The sequence below is a fragment of the Nonomuraea turcica genome (assembly GCF_030718205.1).
Lineage (GTDB): Bacteria > Actinomycetota > Actinomycetes > Streptosporangiales > Streptosporangiaceae > Nonomuraea.
The window spans coordinates 464279-489054 of record NZ_JAUZQF010000004.1; the positions used below are offsets into that span (position 1 = coordinate 464279).

General features: G+C 68.4%; 25 protein-coding genes and 2 pseudogenes. 12 read left to right on the forward strand and 15 right to left on the reverse strand.

The features are described 5' to 3' along the window. Nucleotides 1-87: 87 nt before the first annotated feature. Genes Q9G87_RS14070 through Q9G87_RS14100 form a run of 7 tightly spaced genes read right to left on the reverse strand, consistent with a single transcriptional unit; the run spans nucleotide 88 to nucleotide 7399 of the window. Entirely contained in the window at nucleotides 88-1020 is a 933-nt protein-coding gene (locus tag Q9G87_RS14070; RefSeq protein ID WP_305916752.1) for an aldo/keto reductase, read from the reverse strand. Then, nucleotides 1017-1952 carry an ABC transporter permease gene (locus Q9G87_RS14075; protein ID WP_305916753.1) on the reverse strand — a complete coding sequence of 312 codons (936 nt, stop codon included), beginning with the start codon at nucleotides 1950-1952 and terminating at the stop codon, nucleotides 1017-1019. The genes Q9G87_RS14070 and Q9G87_RS14075 overlap by 4 nt, the downstream gene beginning before the upstream one ends. A 50-nt stretch (nucleotides 1953-2002) precedes the next feature. Then, complete coding sequence (locus Q9G87_RS14080) at nucleotides 2003-3484, reverse strand: sugar ABC transporter ATP-binding protein (RefSeq protein WP_305916754.1); 1482 nt, start codon at nucleotides 3482-3484, stop codon at nucleotides 2003-2005. After that, nucleotides 3484-4509 (reverse strand): sugar ABC transporter substrate-binding protein, encoded by a 1026-nt coding sequence (locus Q9G87_RS14085; RefSeq protein WP_305916755.1) that lies wholly within the window; start codon nucleotides 4507-4509, stop codon nucleotides 3484-3486. The genes Q9G87_RS14080 and Q9G87_RS14085 overlap by 1 nt, the downstream gene beginning before the upstream one ends. Before the next feature lie 15 nt (nucleotides 4510-4524). Next, nucleotides 4525-5259 carry an SDR family NAD(P)-dependent oxidoreductase gene (locus Q9G87_RS14090; RefSeq protein ID WP_305916756.1) on the reverse strand — a complete coding sequence of 245 codons (735 nt, stop codon included), beginning with the start codon at nucleotides 5257-5259 and terminating at the stop codon, nucleotides 4525-4527. Then, a complete protein-coding gene (locus Q9G87_RS14095; RefSeq protein ID WP_305916757.1) occupies nucleotides 5256-6557 on the reverse strand; it encodes an enolase C-terminal domain-like protein in 1302 nt (433 codons plus the stop codon). The genes Q9G87_RS14090 and Q9G87_RS14095 overlap by 4 nt, the downstream gene beginning before the upstream one ends. Next, nucleotides 6554-7399 carry a fumarylacetoacetate hydrolase family protein gene (locus Q9G87_RS14100; RefSeq protein WP_305916758.1) on the reverse strand — a complete coding sequence of 282 codons (846 nt, stop codon included), beginning with the start codon at nucleotides 7397-7399 and terminating at the stop codon, nucleotides 6554-6556. The genes Q9G87_RS14095 and Q9G87_RS14100 overlap by 4 nt, the downstream gene beginning before the upstream one ends. Before the next feature lie 353 nt (nucleotides 7400-7752). Here Q9G87_RS14100 and Q9G87_RS14105 point away from each other — a divergent pair, with 353 nt between their 5' ends. Further along, a complete protein-coding gene (locus Q9G87_RS14105; protein ID WP_305916759.1) occupies nucleotides 7753-8946 on the forward strand; it encodes a cytochrome P450 in 1194 nt (397 codons plus the stop codon). Between the two features lie 230 nt (nucleotides 8947-9176). After that, a pseudogene (locus Q9G87_RS14110) lies at nucleotides 9177-10264 on the forward strand (IS110 family transposase); the annotation flags it as partial. A 113-nt stretch (nucleotides 10265-10377) separates the two neighbouring features. Here the strand turns inward: Q9G87_RS14110 and Q9G87_RS14115 are convergent. After that, nucleotides 10378-10824: pseudogene (locus tag Q9G87_RS14115) on the reverse strand (DUF559 domain-containing protein); the annotation flags it as partial. A 7-nt stretch (nucleotides 10825-10831) separates the two neighbouring features. On the opposite strand from Q9G87_RS14115, the gene Q9G87_RS14120 reads away from it, so the two are divergent. Then, nucleotides 10832-10993, forward strand: coding sequence for a hypothetical protein (locus tag Q9G87_RS14120; protein WP_305916762.1), 162 nt, complete (start codon nucleotides 10832-10834; stop codon nucleotides 10991-10993). Nucleotides 10994-11266: 273 nt separating this feature from the next. Here Q9G87_RS14120 and Q9G87_RS14125 read toward each other — a convergent pair whose 3' ends face one another. Further along, nucleotides 11267-11650, reverse strand: coding sequence for a VOC family protein (locus tag Q9G87_RS14125; protein ID WP_305916763.1), 384 nt, complete (start codon nucleotides 11648-11650; stop codon nucleotides 11267-11269). A 92-nt stretch (nucleotides 11651-11742) separates the two neighbouring features. Between Q9G87_RS14125 and Q9G87_RS14130 the strand changes: the two genes are divergently transcribed. Then, nucleotides 11743-12468, forward strand: a complete 726-nt coding sequence (locus Q9G87_RS14130) for an alpha/beta hydrolase (protein WP_305916764.1) — start codon at nucleotides 11743-11745, stop codon at nucleotides 12466-12468. Between the two features lie 257 nt (nucleotides 12469-12725). On the opposite strand, the gene Q9G87_RS14135 is transcribed toward Q9G87_RS14130, so the two are convergent. The 3 genes from Q9G87_RS14135 to Q9G87_RS14145 form a co-directional block, all read right to left on the reverse strand. Further along, complete coding sequence (locus tag Q9G87_RS14135; RefSeq protein WP_305916765.1) at nucleotides 12726-13136, reverse strand: DUF2000 domain-containing protein; 411 nt, start codon at nucleotides 13134-13136, stop codon at nucleotides 12726-12728. Nucleotides 13137-13197: 61 nt separating this feature from the next. After that, on the reverse strand, nucleotides 13198-14034 hold the full coding sequence (locus Q9G87_RS14140; protein ID WP_305916766.1) for an SRPBCC family protein: 837 nt from the start codon (nucleotides 14032-14034) through the stop codon (nucleotides 13198-13200). Further along, nucleotides 14027-14608, reverse strand: coding sequence for a helix-turn-helix domain-containing protein (locus Q9G87_RS14145; protein ID WP_305916767.1), 582 nt, complete (start codon nucleotides 14606-14608; stop codon nucleotides 14027-14029). The genes Q9G87_RS14140 and Q9G87_RS14145 overlap by 8 nt, the downstream gene beginning before the upstream one ends. Before the next feature lie 62 nt (nucleotides 14609-14670). Here Q9G87_RS14145 and Q9G87_RS14150 point away from each other — a divergent pair, with 62 nt between their 5' ends. Next, the gene (locus Q9G87_RS14150) at nucleotides 14671-15498 is read left to right on the forward strand and encodes an AraC family transcriptional regulator (RefSeq protein WP_305916768.1); all 828 of its coding nucleotides are present in this window, start codon (nucleotides 14671-14673) and stop codon (nucleotides 15496-15498) included. 64 nt (nucleotides 15499-15562) lie between these two features. On the opposite strand, the gene Q9G87_RS14155 is transcribed toward Q9G87_RS14150, so the two are convergent. Further along, nucleotides 15563-16591 carry a GDP-mannose 4,6-dehydratase gene (locus Q9G87_RS14155; protein ID WP_305916769.1) on the reverse strand — a complete coding sequence of 343 codons (1029 nt, stop codon included), beginning with the start codon at nucleotides 16589-16591 and terminating at the stop codon, nucleotides 15563-15565. A gap of 232 nt (nucleotides 16592-16823) precedes the next feature. Between Q9G87_RS14155 and Q9G87_RS14160 the strand changes: the two genes are divergently transcribed. The 4 genes from Q9G87_RS14160 to Q9G87_RS14175 all read left to right on the forward strand — a co-directional run bounded on the left by Q9G87_RS14160 (nucleotide 16824) and on the right by Q9G87_RS14175 (nucleotide 20974). Beyond that, nucleotides 16824-18071: a glycosyltransferase family 4 protein gene (locus tag Q9G87_RS14160; protein ID WP_305916821.1), complete on the forward strand. Its 1248-nt coding sequence runs from the start codon at nucleotides 16824-16826 to the stop codon at nucleotides 18069-18071. After that, nucleotides 18071-18781, forward strand: coding sequence for a class I SAM-dependent methyltransferase (locus Q9G87_RS14165; RefSeq protein WP_305916770.1), 711 nt, complete (start codon nucleotides 18071-18073; stop codon nucleotides 18779-18781). The genes Q9G87_RS14160 and Q9G87_RS14165 overlap by 1 nt, the downstream gene beginning before the upstream one ends. After that, nucleotides 18778-19827, forward strand: a complete 1050-nt coding sequence (locus Q9G87_RS14170; protein WP_305916771.1) for a glycoside hydrolase family 15 protein — start codon at nucleotides 18778-18780, stop codon at nucleotides 19825-19827. The genes Q9G87_RS14165 and Q9G87_RS14170 overlap by 4 nt, the downstream gene beginning before the upstream one ends. Nucleotides 19828-19945: 118 nt before the next feature. Then, on the forward strand, nucleotides 19946-20974 hold the full coding sequence (locus tag Q9G87_RS14175) for a DUF1702 family protein (RefSeq protein ID WP_305916772.1): 1029 nt from the start codon (nucleotides 19946-19948) through the stop codon (nucleotides 20972-20974). A gap of 235 nt (nucleotides 20975-21209) precedes the next feature. On the opposite strand, the gene Q9G87_RS14180 is transcribed toward Q9G87_RS14175, so the two are convergent. Continuing rightward, nucleotides 21210-21845 (reverse strand): class I SAM-dependent methyltransferase, encoded by a 636-nt coding sequence (locus tag Q9G87_RS14180; RefSeq protein ID WP_371825768.1) that lies wholly within the window; start codon nucleotides 21843-21845, stop codon nucleotides 21210-21212. A 79-nt stretch (nucleotides 21846-21924) separates the two neighbouring features. On the opposite strand from Q9G87_RS14180, the gene Q9G87_RS14185 reads away from it, so the two are divergent. Genes Q9G87_RS14185 through Q9G87_RS14195 form a run of 3 tightly spaced genes read left to right on the forward strand, consistent with a single transcriptional unit; the run spans nucleotide 21925 to nucleotide 23708 of the window. Next, nucleotides 21925-22377: a pyridoxamine 5'-phosphate oxidase family protein gene (locus tag Q9G87_RS14185; protein ID WP_305916773.1), complete on the forward strand. Its 453-nt coding sequence runs from the start codon at nucleotides 21925-21927 to the stop codon at nucleotides 22375-22377. Beyond that, a complete protein-coding gene (locus Q9G87_RS14190; protein WP_305916774.1) occupies nucleotides 22374-22565 on the forward strand; it encodes a ferredoxin in 192 nt (63 codons plus the stop codon). The genes Q9G87_RS14185 and Q9G87_RS14190 overlap by 4 nt, the downstream gene beginning before the upstream one ends. Before the next feature lie 54 nt (nucleotides 22566-22619). Beyond that, nucleotides 22620-23708, forward strand: a complete 1089-nt coding sequence (locus Q9G87_RS14195) for a Zn-dependent alcohol dehydrogenase (protein ID WP_305916775.1) — start codon at nucleotides 22620-22622, stop codon at nucleotides 23706-23708. Nucleotides 23709-23771: 63 nt separating this feature from the next. Here Q9G87_RS14195 and Q9G87_RS14200 read toward each other — a convergent pair whose 3' ends face one another. Then, the gene (locus Q9G87_RS14200; protein WP_305916776.1) at nucleotides 23772-24776 is read right to left on the reverse strand and encodes a sugar phosphate isomerase/epimerase family protein; all 1005 of its coding nucleotides are present in this window, start codon (nucleotides 24774-24776) and stop codon (nucleotides 23772-23774) included.

The window sequence follows — 24776 nt, forward strand, 5'->3', positions numbered from 1 at the left end:
TGGCAGGCACACCCGCGGGCGTTATCGGTCGCTCCAACAACGCACCAGGACCGAGCATCCAACCCCAATCCAAACGCCTGAGCAGGCCTAGCGCTCCTGGGACAGAAGCCCCTTCGACTCCAGCTCCTCCCACAGCTCCTCAGGCACCGGCCGGGACCACAGGGCGGCGTTCGTGGTGACCTCGTCCGGCGTGCGGGCACCCAGGACGATGGTCGCGACGGCTGGGTGGCGGAGAGGGAAGGCCATGGCGGCCTGAGGCAGCGAGACGCCGTGGCGTTCGCAGACCCCGGCGATCCTGGTGGCCCGCTCCACCAGCGCCGCCGGCGCCGGCTGGTAGTTGTACGTGCCCGCCGGCTTGTCCGTGGCCAGGATGCCGCTGTTGAAGACGCCGGCCGCCAGCACCCTGACGCCGCGTTTCACGCACTCCTCCAGCAACGGGAGGCCGGACTGGTCGAGCAACGTGTAGCGGCCGGCGAGCATGACGACGTCGATGTCGGTCTCCTGGACGAAGCGCAGCGGCGCCTGCCACTGGTTCATGCCGACGCCGATCGCCTGCACCCCACCGTCGGCCCGCAACTCGGCCAGTGCCGGGTACGCCTCGGCGATCGCCTGGTCCAGATGATCGTCCGGGTCGTGGATCAGCGCGACGTGGACGGCGGGCAGGCCCAGCCGGTCCAGGGACTCCTCCAGCGACCGGCGTACGCCGTCGCGTGAGAAGTCCCACACCCGCTCCAGCTGGGCCGGCACGTCGAAGCCTTCTTGGTCACGGCCGGGGCCGGAAGAAGGGACGAGCAGGCGGCCGACCTTGGTCGACAGGACGTAGCCTGAACGGCCGGCCAGCGCGGCGCCCAGACGCCGCTCCGACAGGCCCAGCCCGTAGTGCGGCGCGGTGTCGAACAAGCGCACGCCGCTGTCCCACGCCGCGTCCACCGTGGCGCGGGCTTGCTCGTCCGTCACCTCCTGGAAGAGGTTGCCGAGCGGCGCGCCGCCGAGCCCGTATCTGGGCAGCTCGATCGTCAATCTTGTGCCTTTCCGCCCGCGATTCGGCTGATCATCAGTGCGATGAGGATGATGCCGCCATAGATCACCGGCTGCCAGAACCCGGAGACGCCGATGAGGGTCAGGATGTTCTGCACGAGGCCGATCACCAGCACACCGGTGAGCGCGCCGAGGATCGTGCCCTTGCCGCCGTCCATGCTGACGCCGCCGATGACGGCCGCGGCGAACACCATGAAGATCCAGCCGACGCCCATGTTGTTGCCGATCGCGCCGAGGCGCCCGGTCTCCAGGACTCCGGCCAGCGCGGCCAGCGTGCCGCCCACGATGAACACGCCGTAGAGCACCCGGTCCACCCGGATGCCGGCGGCGCGGGCGGCGTCAGTGTTGCCGCCGACGGCGTAGAGGGCGCGGCCGACCCTGAGGTAGCCGAGGCCGAAGATGCCGGCCGCGAACAGCACCCCGGCGATCCAGATGGCCGCGGGCAGGCCGAGCCACGTGGCGCTGCCCAGGTAGAGGATCGAGTCGGGCAGCTGGAACAGCGTCTTGCCCTCCGTGGGCCCCTGCAGCAGGCCGTGCACGATGATCAGCATGGCCAGCGTGACGATGAACGCCGACAGCTGGAACCTGATGATCAGAAACCCGTTGAACGCGCCGATGGCCGCGCCGATCAGCAGCGCGAGCGGTATCGCCAGCGCGCCGGGCAGCCCGATGCCGAACCCGCCGGCCGACACCGGGATCACCAGCATCACCGCGATCGCGGGCGCGGTGCCGACTGTCGACTCCAGCGACAGGTCGAACTTGCCGGCGATCAGGATCATGGCCTCGGCCAGGACGAGGAGCGAGATCGCCGACTGCTGTTGCAGCACGTTCGTCAGGTTGCCCGCAGTCAGGAAGGTCGGGTCCAGGATCGCGCCGACGACGAGCAGGATCGCGATCACTGGTACGAGCGTCAAGTCACGGAACCTGGCCAGTCGTACCCGGGGAATCGGTGCGGTCAAAGTGGTCAATCTTCTATGCCTTCCATCACGGCCACGAGCTCGTGGTCGGTCCACCCACGCGGCACGTCCTTCACGACCTTGCCGTGGAACATCACCAGCACGCGATCGCAAATCCGCAGGTCGTCGAGCTCATCGGAGACCACGACCGCCCCCGCGCCCCTCTCGACCGCGTCCTCGACGGCGCCGAGCAGGGCCTGTTTGGCCTTGACGTCGACGCCGGCGGTCGGGTTGATCACGACCAGCACCGTCGGGTCGTCCACGAGCGCCCTCGCGAACACCACTTTCTGCGCGTTCCCCCCGGACAGGTCGCCGACGGGTTGATCGGGGCCTTCGGTCTTGATGTCCAGGGTCCCGATCATCTGCTCGGCCTTGGCGCGACGGCGCATCGGCGAGACGATGCCGTAGCGGCCCAGCTTGCGGGCGATCGGGAACGTGGCGTTCTCCCCCACGGACAGGAGCGGGATGAAGCCCTCGTGGTGCCGGTCCTCGGGCACGAATCCGAGCCCGGCCTTCATGGCCGCCGGCACATCGCCCGGCTTGACCCGGGCGCCGTTGACCGTGACCGTGCCCGCGTCGGCCTTGCGCAGCCCGACCAGGGTTTCGGCCAGGCCGACCTTGCCGCTGCTCGCGGAGCCGGCGAGGCCGACGACCTCGCCGGATTTAACCGAAATATCAATATCTGCGTAGCGGCCGGCCAGCGACAGGCCCTCGCCCGACAGCACCACCCGGTCGCCGGGGGTGCGGGAGCGGGACGCGTACGCGGCCGTGGCCTCCCCCGTCATCGCGGCGACCAGCTCGTCGTGCGGCAGGTCGGCGACCGGCCTGGTCACGATGTGCCGGGCGTCGCGGAAGACCGTGACGCTCTGGCAGATCTCATACACCTCGTCGAGGTGATGTGAGATGTACATCATCGTGACGCCCTGCTCGCGCAGCGAGCGCATGCGCGCGAACAACCGCTCGATGGCAGGCCCGTCCAGCCGGGCGGTGGGCTCGTCGAGGATGATGAACCTGGCTCCGAACGACAGCGCGCGAGCGATCTCCACGAGCTGGCGCTGCTCCACGCTCAGGTCCCCGGCCAGCGCCTGCGCGTCCACCTCCACCTCATACGTTTCCAGCAGCTCGCGCGCCCTGGCTCGCAGCGCGCGCCAGGCGATCGGGCCGGGGCGGTCCGTCTGGCGGTTGAGGAAGAGGTTTTCCGCGACCGTCAGCGCCGGGATGATCGTGGACTTCTGGTAGACGCAGGCGACACGCTGCCGCCAGGCGTCGCGGTCGGCGAGGGCGGGCGCCGCCTGTCCGGAGAACAGCACCTCGCCCTCGTCAGCCTGCTGGAGCCCGGTGAGGATCGACACCAGGGTGGACTTGCCCGCGCCGTTGCGACCGACCAGCGCATGGGTCTCGCCCTCGGCGATGGCGATCTTCGCGCCGTTGAGCGCCACGGTGGGGCCGAAGCGCTTGACGACATTTCGGGCTTCAACGTGAATGTTCATCACTTGACCTGGTTACCCCAGAGGCTCTTGTCGTCCACGTTGTCCTTCGTGACAAGCGGCGCGGGGAGCTGGTCCTCCAGGCCGTTCGGAAGCTGGATGATCGTGCTGTCGTGGTCCGTCGGGCCCGCCTTGAACGTCTTGCCCTCCAGCGCGGCCTTGGCGTAGAAGAGCGCGTACTGGGCGTAGAGGTCGGCCGGCTGCGACACCGTGGCGTCGATCTCGCCCTTCCTGATCGCCTCGTACTCCTGGGGGATCCCGTCGTTGGAGACCACGAAGATGTGCTTGGAGTCGGCCGGCGGGACGAGCAGCCCCTTCTGCTTGAGCGTCTGCAGCGTCGGCGCCAGGTGGACGCCGCCGGCGTGCATATAGATGCCCTTGATGTCGGGGTTCTGCTCCAGGCGGGTCTGGAGCATGGACGCGGCCTTGCTGCCCTCCCACTCGGTCGGCTCGCTGAACACCGTGATCCCGGGGAACTTGGTCTTCATGCACTCCAGGAACGCCTCGGACCGGTCACGGCCGTTGATCGAGCTGAGCGCGCCCTGGAGCTGGACGACCTTGCCCTTGCCACCGAGCTTGTCGCCGAGGAACTCGCAGGCCTTGGTCCCGTACGCGCGGTTGTCGGCGCGTACGACCATGAAGACCTTGCCCTTGTCCGGCCGGGTGTCGACGGTCACGACGGGGATCTTCTTGTTCTCGAGCTGCTGCAGCGTGTTGGCGATGGCGCCGGTGTCCTGCGGGGCCATGACGATCGCCTTGGCGCCCTGGCCGATCAACGCCTGCACGTTATTGACCAGCTTGGCCACGTCGTTCTGCGAGTTCGTGGCGGGCATGAGGTCCACCTTGAGCTCGCCCGCCTTCTGGGGGACGTATTTGATGTAGGAGTTCCAGAAGTCAGAGTCGGCCCGGGGGTGGTCGATGCCGACCTTGCCGCCGCCGCTTCCTGCTGCCGTCGTGGACGTCCCTGAGCCGCAAGCGGTGACGACCGCTACTAGGGCCGCACCTGCGATCACCCGTCCGAACTTCATGGGGGGTTACCTTCCTTAATCGATTGGCCGGAGCCGGAGCCCCTGCATGCCGCCGTCGACCGCGAGAGCGGTCCCGGTGGTCGCACCGGCCTCGGGGCTGGCCAGATAGACGATGGCCGCGGCGACCTCTTCCGCGGTGACCAGGCGGCCCATCGGCTGCCTGGCGTTGAGTGCCGCCCGCTCCGCCTCCGGATCGGAGGCCGAGCCGAGCAGTCTGCTGACCCACGGGGTGTCCGCGGTCCCGGGATTGACGCAGTTGACCCGGATGCCCTCGCGGAGGTGGTCCGCGGCCATCGCCAGTGTCAGCGACAACACCGCGCCCTTCGTCGCGCTGTAGAGGGCCCGCTGAGGCAGGCCCGCCGTCGCGGCGATCGAGCAGGTGTTGACAATGGCGCCATGGGGGGACTTCCTGAGGTACGGCAGCGCCGCCCGCGCCACCCGGACCATGCCGAGCACGTTGACGTCGAACACCCGATGCCACTCACTGTCCGGGTTGTCCTCGATGGTGCCCTGCGCGCCGATGCCGGCGTTGTTGACGAGCACGTCGACGCCGCCGAGCCGTTCGGCGGCCTCGGCCACGGCGGCGCGCACCGCGGCGTCGTCGGTGACGTCCACCTTGATCCCGATGAACGGCTCGCCCGGCGGAGTGAGGTCCAGGCAGGCCACCTTCATGCCGCGCTCGGCGAACAAGGTGGCAGCCGCCAGTCCGATCCCGGACCCGCCGCCGGTCACGATCGCTTTCAGCGTCACACGTCCCTCCAGACCTCGCCGCCGGGGAAGGTGTGCGCGGCGATCGACTCGGGGTGCATCTCCGCGCTGAAGCCCGGCGCGGCCGGGGCGACGTAGCGGCCGTCACGGATCACGACCGGGTCGACGAAGTGCTCGTGCAGGTGGTCGACGTATTCGATCACGCGGCCTTCCATGGTCCCGGTGATCGCCACGTAGTCGAACATCGACAGGTGCTGCACCAGCTCGCACAGCCCGACGCCGCCCGCGTGCGGGCACACCGGGATCCCGAACTTGGCCGCGAGCAGCAGAATCGCCAGGTTCTCGTTGACCCCGCCGACGCGGGCGGAGTCGATCTGCAGGTAGGAGATCGCCTTGGCCTGCAGCAGTTGCTTGAACACAATGCGGTTCTGCACGTGCTCGCCGGTCGCCACCGGGATGGGCTCGATGCCCTTGGCGATGGCGGCGTGCCCGAGCACGTCGTCGGGGCTGGTCGGCTCCTCGACCCAGTGGGGGTTGAACTCACGCAACGCGTTGATCCACGCGATGCCCGAGCCGACGTCCCAGCGCTGGTTGGCGTCGATCGCGATCGGGAAATCGGGGCCGCACACCTCCCTGGCCACCCGGAAGCGGCGCCGGTCGTCGTCGAGGTCCGCGCCGACCTTGAGCTTGATCTGCCCGAACCCCTGCTCCAAGGCCTCCTTGCAGAGCCGCCGCAACTTCTCGTCGTCGTACCCCAGCCACCCCGGTGAGGTCGTGTAAGCGGGGTAACCAACCTCGATGAGCTGATTTATCCGCTCTTCCTTACCGTTTTCCGCATTTCTCAGGATCTGTAGGGCTTCGTCCGGAGTCAGTGCGTCGCTCAGGTAGCGGAAATCGATGAGATCGACGATCTCCTCAGGGGACATCTCGGACAGCAGTCGCCACAACGGCTTGCCCGCCCGCTTGGCCTTGAGATCCCACAGGGCGTTGACCACGGCGGAGACCGCCATGTGCATGACGCCCTTCTCCGGCCCCAGCCAGCGCAGTTGCGAGTCGTTGACCATGTCCTTGTACAGGGTGCCGAGGTCCTCGACGTCCCTGCCCAGCACGTATGGCTCGAGCGCGCTGATAGCGATCGTCTGGATGTCGTTCCCACGCCCGATGGTGAACGCGAACCCGTGTCCCTCGAACCCGTCATCGGTCTTGAGCACGACATAAGCCGCGGAGTAGTCGGGGTCAGGATTCATCGCATCCGACCCGTCCAGCTGCCGCGACGTCGGGAACCGCACGTCGTGCGTCTCCATCCCGACGATCTTGTATGTCGCCCCTGCTCCGGTCATGCCTGCCCCACCGTCTGCCGCTGCCGCCCCAGCCCCTCGATCTCCAGCTCCATCACGTCGCCGGCCTTCAGGTACGGCTGCCCAGGCATCCCCATGGCCACACCGGCCGGCGTGCCCGTATTGATGACGTCACCCGGCTCCAGCACCATGAACTGGCTGAGGTAACGCACGATCTCCGCAACATCGAAGATCATGTTCTTGGTGTCGCCGTCCTGGCGGCGCTCGCCGTTGACCCAGAGGCGCAGCGACAGGCTCTGCGGGGCGCCGACCTCGTCGGCGGTCACCAGCCAGGGGCCGAGGGGGTTGAACGTCTCGCACGACTTGCCTTTGTCCCACTGCCCGCCGCGCTCGAGCTGGAATTCGCGCTCGGACACGTCGTTGGCGACCGCATAGCCGGCGATCACACCCAGCGCTTCCTCTTTGCTGCTCAGATAACGGGCCTTCTGGCCGATGATCACGGCCAGCTCGACCTCCCAGTCGGTCTTCACGCTCCCCCGCGGAACGAGCACCTCGTCGTACGGGCCGATCACGGTGTTGGGAGCCTTCATGAACACGACCGGCTCCGCCGGCGCCTCCAAGCCTGATTCCGCGGCGTGGTCGCTGTAGTTCAGGCCGATGCAGACGATCTTGCCCGGTCGCGCGATCGGTGCGCCGACGCGCAGCCCCTCGACATCGATGACCGGCAGGTCACCGCGCTCGAGCGCCTCGCGGACGCGTGCCACTCCCCCGGAGGCGAGAAAGGCGCCATCGATGTCAGGCTCTCCTATGTCGCGCAGGTTGCCGGCGTCATCCAGCACGGCCGGCCGCTCCTGTCCGACAGGTCCTACTCGCAGCAGCTTCACACCGCATCCTTCATCATATACATCGGATGTCTCGTCTCCAGATGCTCGTGTGAGCTACCGGCATGTGTCAAGGGTGAGAAGAGGGAAACATCCGATCCGTGACCTGGAGATTCTTCGCAAAGAGCCAAGCCCGATCTGTGAACCGGGTTTACCGTCCGGAGAACCGCGTCCACGCTGCCGAAATGTCCACGGGAAGAGACATCGGAGGTCGAGCAAGGCCACAGGTAAGCCACGCAGCGCGGCGACAGCACGAGGCGGAACGGCCAGGCCACCATTCACTCTCCTTGACGGCCGTACAGGACCGTAATAGAACACGTTTCAGTACGGGTGTAACCAAGCGTTTGATCAAGAGGGTGACCCAGGTGCACATCGACCTCGTCGACAGGGACCGCTACGCGACCGCTGGACCACCGCACGACCAGTTCGCCTGGCTGCGCGCGAACTCTCCCGTCCACTGGCACGAAGGCGAGCCCGGTTTCTGGGCCGTCACCCGCTATGAGGACGTCGTCCACGTCTCACGCCACTCCGACCTGTTTTCCTCGCACCGCAAGCTCGCCCTGATCGAGGAGCTGACGGAGGAGCAGATCGCCCTCCAGCGGCTCATGATGCTCAACCAGGACCCGCCTGAGCACACCAGACGCCGTTCCCTGGTCAACCGGGGCTTCACCCCCCGGACCATCGGAGCCCTCGAACAACACATCCGCGACATCTGCGACGACCTCCTCGACAAGTGCACGGGCGAGATCGACTTCGTCACCGAAATCGCGGCGCCCCTGCCCCTCTACGTGATCTGCGAGTTGCTCGGCGCGCCCGTATCCGACCGCGACAAGGTGTTCGCCTGGTCCAACCGGATGATCGGCGCGCAGGACCCCGACTACGCCGCCAACCCCCAGGAGGGCTCTGCCGCCGCCATGGAGGTCTACGCCTGGGCCAACCAGCTGGCGGCACAGCGCAGAGCCAACCCCAAGAACGACATCGTCACCAAACTCCTGCAGCCGGACGAGAACGGCGAAACTCTCGACGAGCACGAATTCGACCTCTTCATCCTCCTCCTGGTGGTCGCCGGCAACGAGACCACCCGCAACGCGGCCTCGGGCGGCATGCTCACCCTCTTCGAGCACCCGGACCAGTGGGACCGCCTCGTCGCGGACCCCACGCTGACCAAGACGGCCGCCGACGAGATCGTCCGCTGGATCTCCCCCGTCAACCTGTTCCGCCGCACCTCCACGAAGGATCAGGAGCTGGGCGGGCAGCACATCAAGGCCGAGGACAAGGTGGTGGTCTTCTACGCCGCCGCCAACCGCGACACCGCCGTCTTCCCCGACGCCGAGGTCTTCGACATCGGCCGCGACCCGAACCCGCACATAGGCTTCGGCGGCGGCGGCGCCCACTTCTGCCTGGGTAACCACCTCGCCAAGCTGGAACTCCGCGTCCTGTTCGAACAACTGGCCCGCCGCCGCCCCCGCCTGCGCCAAACAGGCCCGGCCCGCCGCCTGCGCTCGAACTTCATCAACGGCATCAAGGAGCTACCCGTCACCATCGGCTGACAGTGATGATGGAGGTGAGCGCTTCCCGGCAGGGTCTGACCCATCGGCTGACTGACCTCGAGGTCCTCAACGGGATCTGTCGGCCCTGGGCGGGAAGCGCTCATGTGCACTCACCGGACGCGGCACCTGTGACTTCATAGGAGCCTGGCCAGAGGCCCCATCACTGTCTTGTCCGCATTGCCCGGCTGGTGCGTGCCGCCCTGCCCCCGGGTCAAGACGACAGGACGACGATGACCTCCATTACACCCGACAACACGCCGATCGCCGAAGTCGCCGGCGGCGTGGACACCCATCAGGACACCCACACCGCAGCAGTGATCGACCCGGTCGGCCGGGTGCTGGGCACCGAGCAGTTCCCCGCCACGGCGGCCGGATACACGGCGCTGCTGGCCTGGATGCGTACCTTCGGGCACCTGAGGCGGGCCGGGGTGGAAGGCACCGGCGTCTACGGAGCCGGGCTCACCCGCCTGTTGCAGGCCGAGCACATCGACGTGATCGAGATCGACCGGCCGGACCGCAAGAGGCGTCGTTTCCAGGGCAAGTCCGACCCGATCGACGCCATCGCCGCCGCCAAGGCCGCCCTCGCCGGCGACCGCACCGCCACCCCGAAACAGCGCGACGGCCGGATCGAAGCGTTGCGCACCCTGCGCATCGCCCGGCGCAGCGCGGTCGACCAGCGCGCCGACACCCAGCGGCAGATCAAGGCCCTGATCGTCACCGCCCCGGAGGCCCTGCGCCAAAGCCTGCGCGGCCTGACGACCACGAAACTGATCGGCACCTGCGCCGCCCAGACCCCCGACCGCGACCACGCCGCCGGCCCGGTCACCGCCACCCAGATCGCGCTGCGTTCCCTGGCCCGCCGCCACCAGCAGCTGTCCGCCGAGATCGCCGACCTCGACGAACTCCTGGACACCCTGGTGGCGGCGATCAACCCCCGTCTGACCGCCGCCCACGGCGTGGGCACCGACACCGCCGGGCAGCTCCTGGTCACCGCCGGCGAAAACCACGACCGGATCCACAGCCAAGCCGCCTTCGCCATGCTCTGCGGCGTCGCGCCGATCCCCGCCTCCTCCGGCAAGACGACCCGGCACCGCCTCAACCGCGGCGGCGACCGGCAAGCCAACGCGGCCCTCTACCGTGTCGTCCTATGCCGTCTGCGCTGGGACCCCCGCACCCGCGCCTACATGGAACGACGCACTCAAGACGGCCTGTCCAAGAAAGAGATCATCCGCTGCCTGAAGCGCTACGTCGCCCGCGAACTCTACGGGCTCATCACAACAAACGATCAAGAACGCCCCGCTTGACATCCATAGGAGCATCCGACCTGAAGCGGGACTGGCGGCGGGCTGCGCGAATGCCGCGGAGGATGCGTGTGGTGCCTTCCGGGCCGGGTTGCCAGCCGCGCTCGATCAGCGCGTCGGCCACGTGGTGGAGGAGGTCGGCGATCTGGCCGGGAATGACGTCTCTCCGGACGGCGATCACCCGCCAGCCGCGCCGGCGTAGCTCCTCGCGGCGGTCGACGTCATGTTGCTGGTCGGTGGTCGAGGTGTGGTGTTCCTGGCCGTCGTATTCGACGGCGACCTTGAAGTCCTCCCAGCCCAGGTCGAGGTAGGCGTGCTTGTCATCGTCCAGGTCGACTCTGATTTGGGTGGTGGGCCTGGGGAGGCCGCCCTCCACGAGAATGACGCGAAGCCAGCTCTCCCTGGGAGAGGCGGCTCCGGGGTCGGCCAAGCTCAGGGTGTCACGCAGGCGCCAGGAGTTGAACGGGCGGTGCCACAGCGCTTCGAGGTCGACTCCCTTCCTGGCGAACTGGTCGAGGATCGCCACGCCCTCCATGCGGGGCAACCAGCGGGCGCAGTCGAGGGCGGTGCGTTCCATGGTCGTGATGCGGACACCCTTGTGCTCGGTGATGTCCTCATCGGGCAAGGGCGCGATGCAGGTGACGCAGTCGGGAACCGCCAAGTGGCTGGGGGCGGTCAACTCGATCGGCGAGTCGTCCGGCGGTGCGGGCAAGATGTTCAGGCCCCAGATCCAGGCGGCCGTCTGACGACAGACGACGGCCTGCGGGACCGCGCGGGTTATCCGCCTGGCACGGTCGATCAAGGGGGCTGTCGGGCGAGGGCGTGGGTTTCACGGCGAGAAGGATGCCGGGGCGGAGCCCGCCGCAGCGGGGCCGAACGGGATTCTGTGGAGAACTGTGCGATCGAAGCAGTCATGGGTCGGCGCCGACAATCTCCCATCCGCGTCGGCGGTATCCGTGGGCTGAACGCCACGCACGGCAATCCGGAGGAGACCGCAGCGGGTTTCTGTGCTCTCATCATCACGCGACGCAGAACTCGTTGCCTTCTGGGTCGAGCATCACGACATGACCGAGGTGCTCACCGTAGAACTCCTCGCGGACATTCGTGGCGCCGGCGGTGACCAGCTCGGTTGCTTTCGCACGGATGAGCTGCTCGCGCTCGGCCATGTCCCATGGCGGCCCGCCTGCCACGCGAATGTCGATGTGCATCCTGTTCTTGGATGTCTTGCCCTCAGGCACCCGGAGAAAGCCGATGGCTGGGCCCACGCCGTCCGGATCGACGATGGATGCTCCGTCTGGGTCGTCGTACCCCGGCTCAGCCACATACCCGAGCGCGATCGCCCAGAACGCAGCAATCCCATGCGGATCGGCCGCATGGGAACCGAGCGTCCAATGTGTCGCCATGCCTGCAAAGTACCGCCGTGCGCGCTCATCGGCAGAACAGGGGCACGAAAAGGGTTGTACCACCGCGGCATTGGTGCCTTACTGTCCCGATCATGGACTTCGACGTCGCGCCACTTCTGACGCCATATCCCTGTCCCAGCGCCGACCCGGCTCCCGGCGTCGTCGTCCTCCCCGGCGGGGGATACACCCACCTCGCCGAGCACGAAGGCAAACCGGTCGCCGAGTGGCTCAACTCCCTCGGCTACGCCGCATTCGTCCTCCAGTATCCGGTGGGCCCGGACGATTTCCACCCGCTCCCGCTCAACACCGCACGCGCCGCGCTGCGCCACCTGCGCGCCAATGCCGCGCACCACCGCATCGACCCGAGACGCCTCGGCGTCCTCGGCTTCTCCGCGGGCGGACACCTCGCCGCGCACGTGGCCACGGCTGTGGAAACCTCCCGCGACGCACGGCCGGACTTCGCGGTCCTGGTCTACCCCGCCTCGTCCTGGGGCTCGATCGACCGCTTCGGACCAGGCTCGCCACGGCGCGACTCGCTGCTCGGTCCTGAACCCACCCGCGCGCAGCGCGATGCCGTCTCCATTGAACTGATAGCCACCGAGGACACCCCACCCGTGCTGGCCATCCATGCCGCGGACGACTTCGTCATTCCCGTCCGCCATTCCCTGCTCCTGACGGAAACGCTGGCTCGCCTCCGCGTGCCTGTCGAGCTGCATGTCCTGCCGCACGGCGGCCATGGTTTCGGACTGGGCGAGGGCGATCCTGAGGTCCACCGATGGACGGTTCTGTGTGCAGACTGGCTCCGTCGGTACGCCTGACAAGTGGTCCCGTCGGTGCGCCCGCACCTAGATCTTGCAGGCCGGAAATATCCACCTCGTGGGCATCGCGGATCTCTATGCCTGAGCTCAGTCACGAACCATCGGGCTGCACCTTTCTGGCCAGTGGCTTCAACGCCGCTTTGGCTGCCTTGAGCGGCCGGCGTGACGTCAACACCGCGGGACGGACGCTCCACACGTCCGCGTCGGCTGTTGGGTTGATGCTCAACGCGGCTCGTCAGTTGTGACGGCACCCGGCCTCAGGGATGCAGGGTGAGGCCTTTCAGGACCTTGTCAACGCCGTTTCTGGGCCCATGGACGGCTACCCCCACCAACCCCAGCTCATCGGCCTCCACAGCCCGCACAGCCGCCCGGTTGTCCGCGTCGTGCCCCGTCTTGAACATCTCCTCGATGTACACGGCCACATCCATCCCCCGCCCCACCGCCTTCTCCCGCACGACCCGCAACTCCTCCAGACCCGCCACGTAAACCAGCACGGGCTGCCGGAACATCGGCAGGTACGAGTTGCCCGACCCGTCCTCGTACGGCCCCCCAACGGTTTCCGGCACCCCGCCCGCGACCGCACTGGCCAGGAAGGCGGTGACGTTGAGCTGCTGCCATGCGGCCAGATCCGCGCGGACCACGATGCCGATCTTGGTGTCGAAACGCATGGCAGCAAGTCTCCACGCCCCGCCCCAGCCCAGTCTTGAACGCTCGTGCGGGCAAAGTCGACTATGCCGTGATGGCCGGCCGCCAGTCCGGCACCTCGTGATAGCGCCGCAGCTCGGATACGCCCGACAGGAAGCCGCCCCACGCCGCGTACGGCGGCCGCTGGGCGTCGAACCCGCTCTGCACCAGCGTCAGCCGCGTCTTCCCCTCGGACCCCTCCAGCTCCCACGTCCCGACCCCGGGGCCGCCCCAGTCGAGGGAGAACTTGCGACCGGGCTCGAGCTCCAGCACCTTCGCCGGGCTCGGGTCGTTGGCGAGTCCGCCCATCGCGAACCGCCCGCCCACGAACGGCTCGATCTCGATCGGGAACCCGAACCACTTCGTCACCGCCTCCGAGTCCGTGATCGAGGCGAATACGTCGGACGGCGAGGCGTCGATGGTGACGTCGACTCGCATCTCCGTAGTGGTGAAGTCCACCTTGGGCGTGAGCTCACGCCCTTCGAAGTGCTCGGCCAGGTTGGCCAGGACCTGGCACCAGTACGTCTGCAGCACGCCCCGGATGCTCTTGCCCGTGATCACGTCCTGGAAGTCGTAGTGCGTCTGCGACAGCGTCACGACGGTGACGCCCTCGCTCTCCTCTTCCAGCGTGAACTCGGAAGTCGTCTCCTCGCCGTCCAGCACCCACGCGAACCGCACCGTCCGCTCGTCGGCGTGCAGCAGCCTCTGGTGCGGCGCATCCCCCTCAGGGGTCGTACGCCCCCAGAACCCGAACCGGTCGGGCAGCTCCACCTCGGCGTGCTCGGCGAGCCAGATCCGCATAGCGGCCGGATCGGTGAGCGCCTGCCGCACCTCCTTGAGCGGCGCCTGGACGCGGGCGTGCACGATCATGGGCTCAGTCATGGTCGTCTCCTTCTGACGAGTCGTCGACTTGCTTCGGATAGCAGGCGACGGCGAGCTTGAAGGCGTCGCCCTCGGCCCCGCCGTACCGCGTGAACAGGTCCTGCAGCATTGTCTGGAGCTCGCTCAGGAACTCCTGACGGTTCTCCGGACGCACGTGGATCTCCCCGGACAGGCCGATGGACGGCAGCTCGGGCGCGGTCCTGTCGAGCGCCGCGATGTCGGCCTGCACTTCCTCCATGAGGTCCAGCAGGTAGCCGAGGCTGAGCTCGTCCTGCGCCTGGCGCAACCCGCCGATCCGGCCGACCAGGCGCGGCGACAGCCAGTACGAGCGGGCGCCGGCCTGGTAGATGCCCTCGGAGATCCCGCGCACCTTGCGCTCGGACACCAGGTCTACCAACCCCGCCTCGACCAGCCGTTTCACGTGGTAGTAGACCCGCTGCGGCGTCTGCCCGAGCCGCTCGGCGACCTCCGAGCATGTGCGCGGCTCGGCCAGCTGCCGCAGCACCTCCACGCGCTGCGGCTTGAGCAGCGCCTCGGCCTGCTCGATCTCTTCCAGGTACAGGACATCTCTCATCGCAAAAAGAATCCTTTACGTAAAAATCCTCTTTGTCAATGGCGTTCCGAGAGAATGGAGGGATGCCGCATGACTGGTCCAGATACTGGCGATCGCCGGATCGGCCGATCGAGGCCATGCACGCCCACTTCGAGCGGCACGTCTACCATCGTCACAGCCACGAGACCTACTCGTTCGGCGTGACGGAGACCGGGGCGCAGTCGTTCACGTGCCGGGGCTCGGCGCACACGAGCGCAGCGGGCATGGTCATGGCCTTCAACCCCGACGACCCCCACGACGGCCACGCCGCCAACGCCCTCGGCTTCACCTACCGGATGATCCACATAGCCCCGGGCCTGGTCGCCGACGCCCTCCAGGACGCGACAGGCCACCGCACCGGACTCCCCCTTTTCACGGCGCCCGTAGCCGCCGACCCGGCCCTGGCGACCACCCTGCGCGCCCTCCACGTGGCCCTCCTGGACCCGGGCGCCCCGGCCCTCCGCCGCGACGAGCTGCTCACGGCCACGATCGCCCGCATCGTCCACCGGACGGCAACGAAGCCCCTTCCCGGCCCAGCCGAGCCCAGCCGGTCGACAGCCATCGCCCGACAGGCCAGACAGCTGCTCCACGACCGCATGACGGACGATCTGTCCATCGACGATCTGGCTCGGTCCACCGACACGAGCCGCTACACGGTCTACCGCGCCTTCCAGGCCGAGTACGGCCTTCCACCCAGCGACTACCAGCGCCAGCTACGCCTCAGAAGGGCTCGCGATCTCATCGCGACTGGAACGCCCATCAGTGAAGCGGCCAACGCGACGGGCTTCGCCGACCAAAGCCACCTGACCCGCTGGTTCACGCGATACTTCGGCCTCACCCCAGGCGCCTACCGCCAGGCGGTCAGGCCATGACCACGGAACAAGGTGCCCCTTGCGCACCGTAACGGCGCTCAGTCGGTGAAGGGCTGTCAGAGGTTTACGGCCAGGAACTGTCCTGATCGGGGTCGCCGCCATCCGACAGGAGCCTCAAGTCAGCCTCGACCATCATCGCGACCAGTTCATCAAAAGCCACCTTCGGCTCCCACCCCAGCTGCGACCGCGCCTTCTTCGGATCCGCGCACAGCAGGTCCACCTCCGCCGGCCGGTGCAGCGTCTGGTCGGTCACCACGTAGCGTTCCCAATCCAGCCCCGCCGCGCTGAACGCCGCCTCCACCAGCTCCCTGACCGACTTCATCCGCCCGGTGCCGATCACGTAGTCCTCAGGGGTGCCGGCCCGGAGCATGAGCTGCATGGCCTTCACATAGTCCCCGGCGAACCCCCAGTCCCGCCGTGCCTCCAGGTTGCCCAGCCGCAGCTCCGTAGCCAAACCGAGCTTGATCCTGGCCACCCCGAGCGACACCTTCCTGGTCACGAACTCGGCGCCGCGGCGCGGCGACTCGTGGTTGAACAGGATCCCGGACACGGCGAACATGCCGTACGACTCGCGATAGTTCTGGGTGAGGAAATGCCCATAGGCCTTGGCCACGCCGTACGGGGAACGCGGGTGGAAGGCGGTGCGCTCGGTCTGCGGGGTCTCGCTGACCTGGCCGAACATCTCAGAGGATGAAGCCTGATAAAAGCGGATCTGTCCGTACGGGCCGCCCGCAGCCCCCCGCGACACCCCCGAACACACCCGGATCGCCTCGAGCATGCGCAGCACGCCCATCCCGGTCACCTCGGCCGTGAGCTCGGCCTGCTCCCACGACATGGGGACGAACGAAATCGCGCCCAGGTTGTACACCTCGTCCGGCTGAACCCGTTCCACAGCCGAGATCAGCGACCCCTGGTCCAGCAGATCACCTCGCACCACTTGCACGTCGGACAGCAGCTTGCGCATCCGCGAAACCCGCGGGTTCGCCTGCCCCCTGGCCAGCCCCCAGACCTCATACCCCTGCTCGAGCAGGTGCTCCGCTAAGTAGGAACCATCCTGGCCGGTGATGCCGGTGATCAGAGCGCGCCTGGCCAAGGGTCCTCCAACGATCGGGTACCGCATCCCTTTGTGACGGGAATGTACAGCTAAGCGCCTGGAAAGAGCATCAAGCCCCCTAGAACGTGTTCCACCGAACCACGCTCGGTTACAGTAACGTCGCAGTTCGCACGGCCTGTGGAAGCCGTTGTGAACAATTCCAGACGACCTACCGAATGGTAGCCTTCTCGGGCTAAGGTCATCATTCATGATCTAATCAGCGGTGAAAGGGGTGTCCGTGCCGGAGCGAAGGCTACGGATCGCGCTGCTGTCCTACCGCAGCAAGCCCACCTGTGGTGGGCAGGGTGTCTATCTCCGCCACTTGAGCCGCGAGCTGGTCGCGCTCGGACACCACGTCGAGGTGTTCTCCGGCCAGCCCTACCCCGAGCTGGACGAGGGCGTCATCCTGCGCGAGGTGCCCAGCCTCGACCTCTACCGCGACGAGGATCCGTTCAGGACGCCCAAGCTGCACGAATACCGCGACTGGATCGACTGGCTCGAGGTCGGCACGATGTGGACGGCCGGGTTCCCCGAGCCCTTGACGTTCACGCTGCGCGCCTACCGCGAGCTGAAGAAGCGGGTGGGCGACTTCGACGTCGTGCAGGACAACCAGACCCTCGGCTACGGCCTGCTCGGCATCCAGAAGCTCTTCCCTGTGGTCGGCACCATCCACCACCCGATCAGCGTGGACCGGCGCATCGAGCTCGAGGCCGCCACCGGCGCGAAGCGGCTGACCATGCGCCGCTGGTACGGGTTCGTGAAGATGCAGTCGCGCGTCGCGCCCCGGCTCAGCCCGATCCTGACCGTCAGCGAGTCGTCCCTGGCCGACATCCACCGCGACTTCAACGTCCCGCAGGCCAACATGCGGCTGATCCCGCTCGGCGTGGACACCCGCTACTTCCACCCGCGCCCCGGCAAGCCCAGGCGCAAGGGCTCGATCGTGGCGGTGGCCAGCGCCGATTCCCCCATGAAGGGCGTCTCGACGCTCCTGCGCGCCGTGGCCAAGCTGGCCACCGAGCGCGACGTGCATCTCACCGTGGTCAGCAAGCCCACCCCGGGCGGCCCCACCGAGCAGCTCGTGCAGGAGCTGTCGCTGCAGGACCGGGTGCGGTTCGTGCACGGCATCACCGACGAGGAGCTGGGCGAGCTGATCGCCACCTCGGAGATCTCGGTCGTGCCCTCGCTGTACGAGGGCTTCTCCCTGCCCGCCGTCGAGCACATGGCCTGCGGCACGCCGCTCGTGGCCAGCCGTACGGGCGCGCTGCCCGAGGTCGTGGGCGACGCGGCCGTCCAGGTGCCGCCGGGCGACCCGGAGGAGCTGGCCGCGGTGCTGCGCCGCCTGCACGACTCGCCTGAGGAGCGCGAGCGGGTGGGCCAGGCGGGATACGACCGCGTCATGGAGCGCTATACCTGGCACGTCGTGGCCAAGAAGACCGTCGAGGCGTACCGCGAGGCCATCCAGGCCCACAAGGAGAAATAGTGCTGACTGTCGACTTCGCCCGGCTTCCCGTCGGCCCCGGCACGCGCGTGCTGGACCTGGGCTGCGGGGGCGGCCGGCACGCCTTCGAGGTGCTGCGCCGCGGGGCTGACGTGATCGCGTTCGACATGGACCAGTCGGAGCTGGACAACGTGGCGGCCATGTTCGCGGCGATGGACAAGGCGGGCGAGGTGCCGCCCGATGCCACCGGCCAGACCGTCCAGGGCACGGCGCTCGACATGCCGTTCGAGGACGGCGCCTTCGACCGGGTCATCGCAGCCGAAGTGCTGGAGCACATCCCGGACGACATGACGGCCATGCGGGAGATCTTCCGCGTGCTCAAGCCCGGCGGCACGGCCGCGATCACCGTCCCGAGCTTCCTGCCGGAGCGGATCTGCTGGGCGCTGGACGAGGACTACCACACCGCCCCCGGCGGGCACGTGCGGATCTACACGCTGGCGGAGCTGTCGGCCAAGCTGAAGTCCACCGGCTTCGAGATCGGCCCGCACCACCACGCTCACGGGCTGCACGCCCCCTACTGGTGGATCAAGTGCGCGGTCGGCGTCAACAACGACGACCATCCGCTCGCGAAGGCGTACCACGAGCTGCTGGTCTGGGACATCATGAAGCGCCCCGCCGCGACCAGGATCGCCGAGGCCGTGCTCAATCCGATCATCGGCAAGAGCGTGGTCCTGTACGTCCGGAAGCCATGATCTCCCACGCCGAGGTCGTGCGGACGGCCGAGAGCATCGCGGCGATGCAGCAGGAGGACGGCGGCGTCCCGTGGCCGGAGGGGCACGTCGACGCGTGGAACCACATCGAGTGCCTGATGGCGATGTCCGTCGCGGGCCTCGACGAGCCGGTCCGGCGCGGGTACGCGTACCTGGCCCGTCACCAGCGCGCCGACGGCTCCTGGCCGATGAAGCTGGTCGACGGCGTCCCGGCCGAGCTGGGCGGGGAGAGCAACCACGCCGCCTACATCGCCGTCGGCCTCTGGCACCACCATCTCGTCACAGGCGACCAGGGCTTCACCGAGGACAGCTGGCCCATGGTCAAGGCCGCGCTCGACTACGTCGCCGGGCTCCAGACCGAGCGGGGCGAGATCGTCTGGGAGCGGGACGCTCAGGGCAGAGATGCCGCCTACGCCCTGCTCACCGGGTGCTCCTCGATCCACCAGGGGCTGCGGTGCGGCGTGCGGCTGGCCGACCACCTGGGCGACCCGCAGCCGCACTGGGAGCTGGCCGCCGACCGGCTGGCGCACGTGCTGACGGCGCATCCCGAGGCGTTCGCCGACAAGAGTCGTTTCTCGATGGACTGGTATTACCCGGTGCTCGGCGGCGCGGTACGCGGGCAGCAGGCGTACGAGCTGCTGGAGCGGGAGTGGGCGACGTTCGTGGTGCCGGGGCTCGGCATCAGGTGCGTGTCCGACCAGCCGTGGGTGACCGGGGCCGAGACGTGCGAGCTGGTGCTGGCGCTGGACGCGCTCGGGGATCGGGAGCGGGCGGTCCGGCTGTTCGCCGACGTGCAACATCTGCGGCACGAGGACGGCTCGTACTGGACGGGGTGGCAGTTCGCCAACCGCAAGCACTTCCCGTACGAGCGCTCCGGCTACACGGCCGCGGCCGTGGTCCTGGCGGCGGACGCGTTGCTGGAGTCGTCCCCCGGAGCCGGGTTGTTCCGCGACATCGCGGGAACGTCGGTGTTCGACCCCGACGTGTGCGGCTGTTCGGCCCCGCTGCTGCCCCCGCAGGTCCACTGACCGGCGCCGCAAGGCCTTTTGCCGGTTCTTTGCCGGGGAAATCCGGTGCGTCGCCGATGACGGGCGCAATGGGGTCACTAGCTTCGTAGTGGCCGTACGATGCGTCTTCGGGGGAAGCGTGGGCGACACGGGCACAACATCGTTCTTGGACCAGGCGGGGACCGAGCCGACGCTGACCGCGGCGACGGGGCTGCGGAGGTTCCTGATCAAGGATCCGCTGGAGTGCGATCTGAGCCGGCGCAGGTTCCGGATCAGACACGGAGCTTGTCGGACGGTCTTCGCGAAAGCCGAAAAATCCTTCGTTTTCGGTTTTAACGCGATGATGTCGAAAGAAGTAGAGAAGGTCGAGGAGATCCCGGCTGAGCAGCGGCCCTTCGGCTACGAAGGGGCGGCGGCCGCCTGCACCGTCCTCGACCTGCTCACCTTGACCCGGGGCCGGCGCCTTCACGAGCTACTAGCCGGCCCCGCCCAGCACCACCGGCACGCCGCCCACCTCGGCGCCGGCCGCGGGTACGCCATGGTGCGCCTGCGTCCCATGCGGGGCGCCCGGCAGGCCCATCCGCTGCTGCGGTGGTTGGCGGTGGACGGGTTCGGCTTCCAGTGGAGTTTGGCCAGGGCCGATCGCATGATCGGCGAGCGGACCATGCCCGACCTGTTCAGCCGAGCCCACTGCGCCGTGTTCGACCAGGGACTCGGGCGGCTGCTCTGGTACCACGACTGCGGCTCGCCCGACGACGTCGCGGCCAGGATCGGAGGCTTTCCCGCGGTGCGGCGGGCCGATCTGTGGAGCGGGGTCGGGTTCGCGGCCGCGTACACGGGCGGCGCCGAGGCCGACGAGCTGTGGTGGCTGACCGAGCACGCCGGGGCCGACGGGTTCCGCGCCCATCTGGCGCAGGGGTGCGCGTTCGCCGTGGCCGCCCGGCTGCGGTCGGGGATGGTGCCGGATCACACGGCGCAGGCCGCGTCGATCCTGGCGGGGGCCGCGCCGGAGGAGGCGGCCGCGTGGACCGACCGGGCGCTCATCGCGCTCGGGCACCAGGCCCGTACGCACGAGGACTTCCGCCGCTGGCAGTCCCAGACCCGGCACTCCTGGACCCGCCGCCACACCGTCCAGACGACCGCCGGCCCTGTGCCCCTCCCAAAGTGACCTCCGCCGGCACTCCGCCCACCCAAGGGCCCTCGTCGGCACTCCGGCCACCCAAGGAACCTCCGTCGGCACTCCGGCCACTCGAGGGGCCTCCGCCGGCACTCCGGCCACCCACGGGACCTCCGCCGACCTCGGCTCTCCTCTCAAAGGACCTCCGCCGAAGTGCGGAGGGCAGCGAAGGAGCGCAAGGCCAGTCCCGGGAACGGCGGAATACAGGGGTCCGCCGGTAGGTCGGCTAGATGCCGGGACCGACGCGTTCCAGCACGCGGAGCGAGCCCTCCGCCGACACCTCACCGAACGCCCCGGACTCCAGCGCCCGCCGATAGACCCGGTAAGGCGCCTGACCGCCGCCGGCCGGGTCGGGGTAGACATCGTGGAAGATCAGCGCCCCACCCGGCATGATGTGCGGCGCCCAGCCCTCGTAGTCGCGGGTGACCGGCTCCTCGGAGTGCCCGCCGTCGATGAACAGCATGCCCAGCGGCGTGTTCCACAGCCCGGCCACCCGTTCCGACCTGCCGACGACGGCGATCACCTCGTCCTCGAGACCCGCCGCGGCGATCGTGGCGCGGAAGGTCGGCAGCGAGTCCATCTTCCCGAACCGGATGTCCATCAGCGTCGGATCGTGGTGCGCCCACCCCGGCTGGATCTCCTCGGAGCCACGGTGGTGGTCCACGGTGACCACCACGGAGCGCGCCTCCCTGGCGGCCGCGCCGAGGTAGATCGCGGACTTGCCGCAGTAGGTGCCGATCTCGCAGATGGGCCCGAGCTTGCCGTACTGGCAGGCTGCCGCGAACAGCGCCAGCCCCTCGTTGTCCGGCATGAACCCCTTGGCATGCTTCGCTGCGTAAAGCAGCGCTGACGGCATCGTCATACGACGGAACCCTAGCCGAACCGAACAACATTCCGGGGAACTCTTGCAGCCAACTTCTGGAACCTGTTCTACTTGGCACGTGAACCAGCGCGCTCGCATCGCGATGTCGGACGACGACCTCGCCGCCTTCCTGGAGAGCTCACGCAAGCTGCAACTGGCCACCATCAACCCGGATGGCACACCGCACCTGGTCACCATGTTCTACGGCCTCGACGCCGGCCGGATCGCTTTCTGGACATACGCGAAGGCGCAGAAGGCCCGCAACCTGGCCCGCGACCCGCGGGTAAGCTGCTTGATCGAGACCGGTGACGACTACGACCAACTGCGCGGCGTCCTGGTATACGGCAAGGCCGAGCCGATCGCCGACCGGGACGGCGTCATGGCCATCGGGATGATGGTCGCCCGCAGGATGACTCCTGGGGTGCCGGACGAGCTGCTGAGCCCGTATGTGGAGCAGACCGGGCGCAAGCGGGTTGCGTACGTCGTCGAGCGCACCAAAGTGGTCTCATGGGACCACAGGAGGCTGACATGAAGGTCAAGGTCGACGAGCTGGTCTGCGAGGCCAACGCCGTGTGCATGGGGCTCGCGCCGGAGGTGTTCGACGTGGACGACGACGACCAGCTGCACATCCTTCTTCCAGAACCACCCCCTGAGTTGCAGGACCGCGTCCGCCACGCGGTCAGGTCCTGCCCCAAAGCCGCTCTGTCCATCGAGGAATAGCCCCTCGAGGACCCCCTCGAGGACCCAGCCTTCGAGCCGGAGGAGGAACCCCCCATGCGCGCCGCGATCCTGCACGCCGTAGGCAACGACAAGCTCGAGATCCGCGACGACGTCACGCTGGCCCCGGTGGGCCCGACGGACGTCCGCGTGCGGATCAAGGCCACAGGCGTCTGCCACTCGGACCTGTCGGCCATGTCGGGCGTGCTGCCGCAACCCGTGCCGCTCGTCCCCGGCCACGAGGGGTCGGGCGAGGTGGTCGAAGTGGGCGAGCACGTCACCTCCCTGCAGCCCGGCGACCACGTGGTGATCAACTGGCGGCCGGCCTGCCAGGAGTGCGACCTGTGCCTGGGCGGCCAGCCCTACCTGTGCATGAAGTACGTGATCGAGGGCTTCACCAAGGGCAACTTCCGCTTCGGCGGCGACGGGGCGACGGCGTTCGGGATGGCGGGCTGCGGCACGTGGGCCGAGGAGATCGTCGTTCCCTGGCAGGGCGCGATCAAGATCGACCCGGACGTGTCGTGGGAGGCGGCGGCCCTGATCGGCTGCGGCATCACGACCGGCGTGGGCGCCGCGCTCAACACCGCGAAGGTACGCCCGGGGTCCACGGCCGCGGTGATCGGGTGCGGCGGCGTGGGCCTGTCGGTCATCCAGGGCGCCCGCGTCTCCGGCGCCAGGGTGATCCTCGCGGTGGACCCGCTGGAGTCCAAGCACGGGCTGGCCAAGAAGGTCGGGGCGACGCACGCGGTCACGCCCGAGCAGGTGCCTGACGCGCTCAACGAGCTCACCGGCGGCTCGGGCTTCGACTACGGCTTCGAGGTGGTCGGCAAGTCGGCCACCATCCAGAGCGCGTGGCAGATCACCCGGCAGGGCGGCGACGTCATCGTGGTCGGCGCGGGCGCGATGGACGACATGGTGTCGATCTCGGCGTTCAGCCTGCTGTTCGAGGGCAAGAACCTGCTGTCCAGCCTGTACGGCGAGGCGGACGTGCGGCACGACTTCCCGTACTTCGCCAAGCTCCACAAGGCCGGCCAGCTGGACCTCGAGTCGATGATCAGCGCCCGCATCCGCCTCGCCGACCTGAACGACGCGGTGGCGGCCCTGCGCGCCGGGGAGGTCCTGCGCCAGATCGTCCTCATGGACTGAGACGTACCTTCCAAGGAAAGGCGCCGGAACGGCGAGCGTTCCGGCGCCTTCCTTTGCGGCTCTCTACGTCGTGGAGAAGGCAGCGTCGAAGGCCGTGGTGGGCGGGGTGATGGAGTTGAGCTTGCGAATGTAGCCCAGCGCCTCCTTCGCCCCGTCCAGCCGGTCCATGCCCGCGTCCTCCCACTCGATCGAGATCGGGCCTTCGTACCCGATCGAGTTGAGGGCGCGGAAGCAGTCCTCCCACGGCACGTCGCCGCGTCCGGTCGAGACGAAGTCCCAGCCGCGGCGCATGTCGGCCCACGGCAGGTGGGAGGACAGGCGGCCGCGGCGGCCGTCGCCGACGCGCATGCGCGTGTCCTTGCAGTCCACGTGGTAGATGCGGTCCTTGAAGTCCAGGATGAAGCCCACCGGGTCCAGGTCCTGCCAGACCATGTGCGAGGGGTCCCAGTTGAGCCCGAACGCCAGCCGGTGGTCGATGGCCTCCAAGGTGCGCACGGTCGTGTGGTAGTCGTAGGCGATCTCGCTCGGGTGGACCTCGTGCGCGAAACGTACGCCGACCTCGTCGAAGACGTCGAGGATCGGGTTCCACCGGTCGGCGAAGTCCTGGTAGCCCGCGTCGATCGCCGAGGCGGGCACGGGCGGGAACATGGCGACCGTGTGCCAGATGGACGAGCCGGTGAAGCCCACGACCGTGTCCACGCCCAGCAGTGACGCGGCCCTGGCGGTGTTCTTCATCTCCTCGGCGGCACGCTGCCGCACGCCCTCGGGCTCGCCGTCGCCCCAGATGCGGGCGGGCAGGATGCCCTTGTGCCGCTCGTCGATGGGGTGGTCGCAGACGGCCTGGCCGACCAGGTGGTTGGAGATCGTCCACACCTTGAGGCCGTGCTTGTCGAGCTGGGCGTGCTTCTGCTCCACGTACGACGGGTCCGCCATGGCCTGGCCCACGTCGAAGTGGTCGCCGGAGCAGGCGATCTCGAGCCCGTCGTAGCCCCATTCAGCCGCCAGCCGGCAGACCTCCTCGAACGGCAGGTCGGCCCACTGTCCGGTGAACAGTGTGACTGGTCGCAT

What these genes read in the sequence shown, in the direction of transcription:
- Q9G87_RS14125 (WP_305916763.1), bottom strand. Translation starts at nt 11,650, where the DNA reads ATGGCGACACATTGGACGCTCGGTTCCCATGCGGCCGATCCGCATGGG.
- Q9G87_RS14080 (WP_305916754.1), bottom strand. Translation starts at nt 3,484, where the DNA reads ATGAACATTCACGTTGAAGCCCGAAATGTCGTCAAGCGCTTCGGCCCC.
- Q9G87_RS14085 (WP_305916755.1), bottom strand. Translation starts at nt 4,509, where the DNA reads ATGAAGTTCGGACGGGTGATCGCAGGTGCGGCCCTAGTAGCGGTCGTC.
- Q9G87_RS14170 (WP_305916771.1), top strand. Translation starts at nt 18,778, where the DNA reads ATGATCTCCCACGCCGAGGTCGTGCGGACGGCCGAGAGCATCGCGGCG.
- Q9G87_RS14150 (WP_305916768.1), top strand. Translation starts at nt 14,671, where the DNA reads ATGCCGCATGACTGGTCCAGATACTGGCGATCGCCGGATCGGCCGATC.
- Q9G87_RS14120 (WP_305916762.1), top strand. Translation starts at nt 10,832, where the DNA reads ATGCGGACACCCTTGTGCTCGGTGATGTCCTCATCGGGCAAGGGCGCG.
- Q9G87_RS14095 (WP_305916757.1), bottom strand. Translation starts at nt 6,557, where the DNA reads ATGACCGGAGCAGGGGCGACATACAAGATCGTCGGGATGGAGACGCAC.
- Q9G87_RS14190 (WP_305916774.1), top strand. Translation starts at nt 22,374, where the DNA reads ATGAAGGTCAAGGTCGACGAGCTGGTCTGCGAGGCCAACGCCGTGTGC.
- Q9G87_RS14130 (WP_305916764.1), top strand. Translation starts at nt 11,743, where the DNA reads ATGGACTTCGACGTCGCGCCACTTCTGACGCCATATCCCTGTCCCAGC.
- Q9G87_RS14145 (WP_305916767.1), bottom strand. Translation starts at nt 14,608, where the DNA reads ATGAGAGATGTCCTGTACCTGGAAGAGATCGAGCAGGCCGAGGCGCTG.
- Q9G87_RS14180 (WP_371825768.1), bottom strand. Translation starts at nt 21,845, where the DNA reads ATGACGATGCCGTCAGCGCTGCTTTACGCAGCGAAGCATGCCAAGGGG.
- Q9G87_RS14135 (WP_305916765.1), bottom strand. Translation starts at nt 13,136, where the DNA reads ATGCGTTTCGACACCAAGATCGGCATCGTGGTCCGCGCGGATCTGGCC.
- Q9G87_RS14140 (WP_305916766.1), bottom strand. Translation starts at nt 14,034, where the DNA reads ATGACTGAGCCCATGATCGTGCACGCCCGCGTCCAGGCGCCGCTCAAG.
- Q9G87_RS14200 (WP_305916776.1), bottom strand. Translation starts at nt 24,776, where the DNA reads ATGCGACCAGTCACACTGTTCACCGGACAGTGGGCCGACCTGCCGTTC.
- Q9G87_RS14195 (WP_305916775.1), top strand. Translation starts at nt 22,620, where the DNA reads ATGCGCGCCGCGATCCTGCACGCCGTAGGCAACGACAAGCTCGAGATC.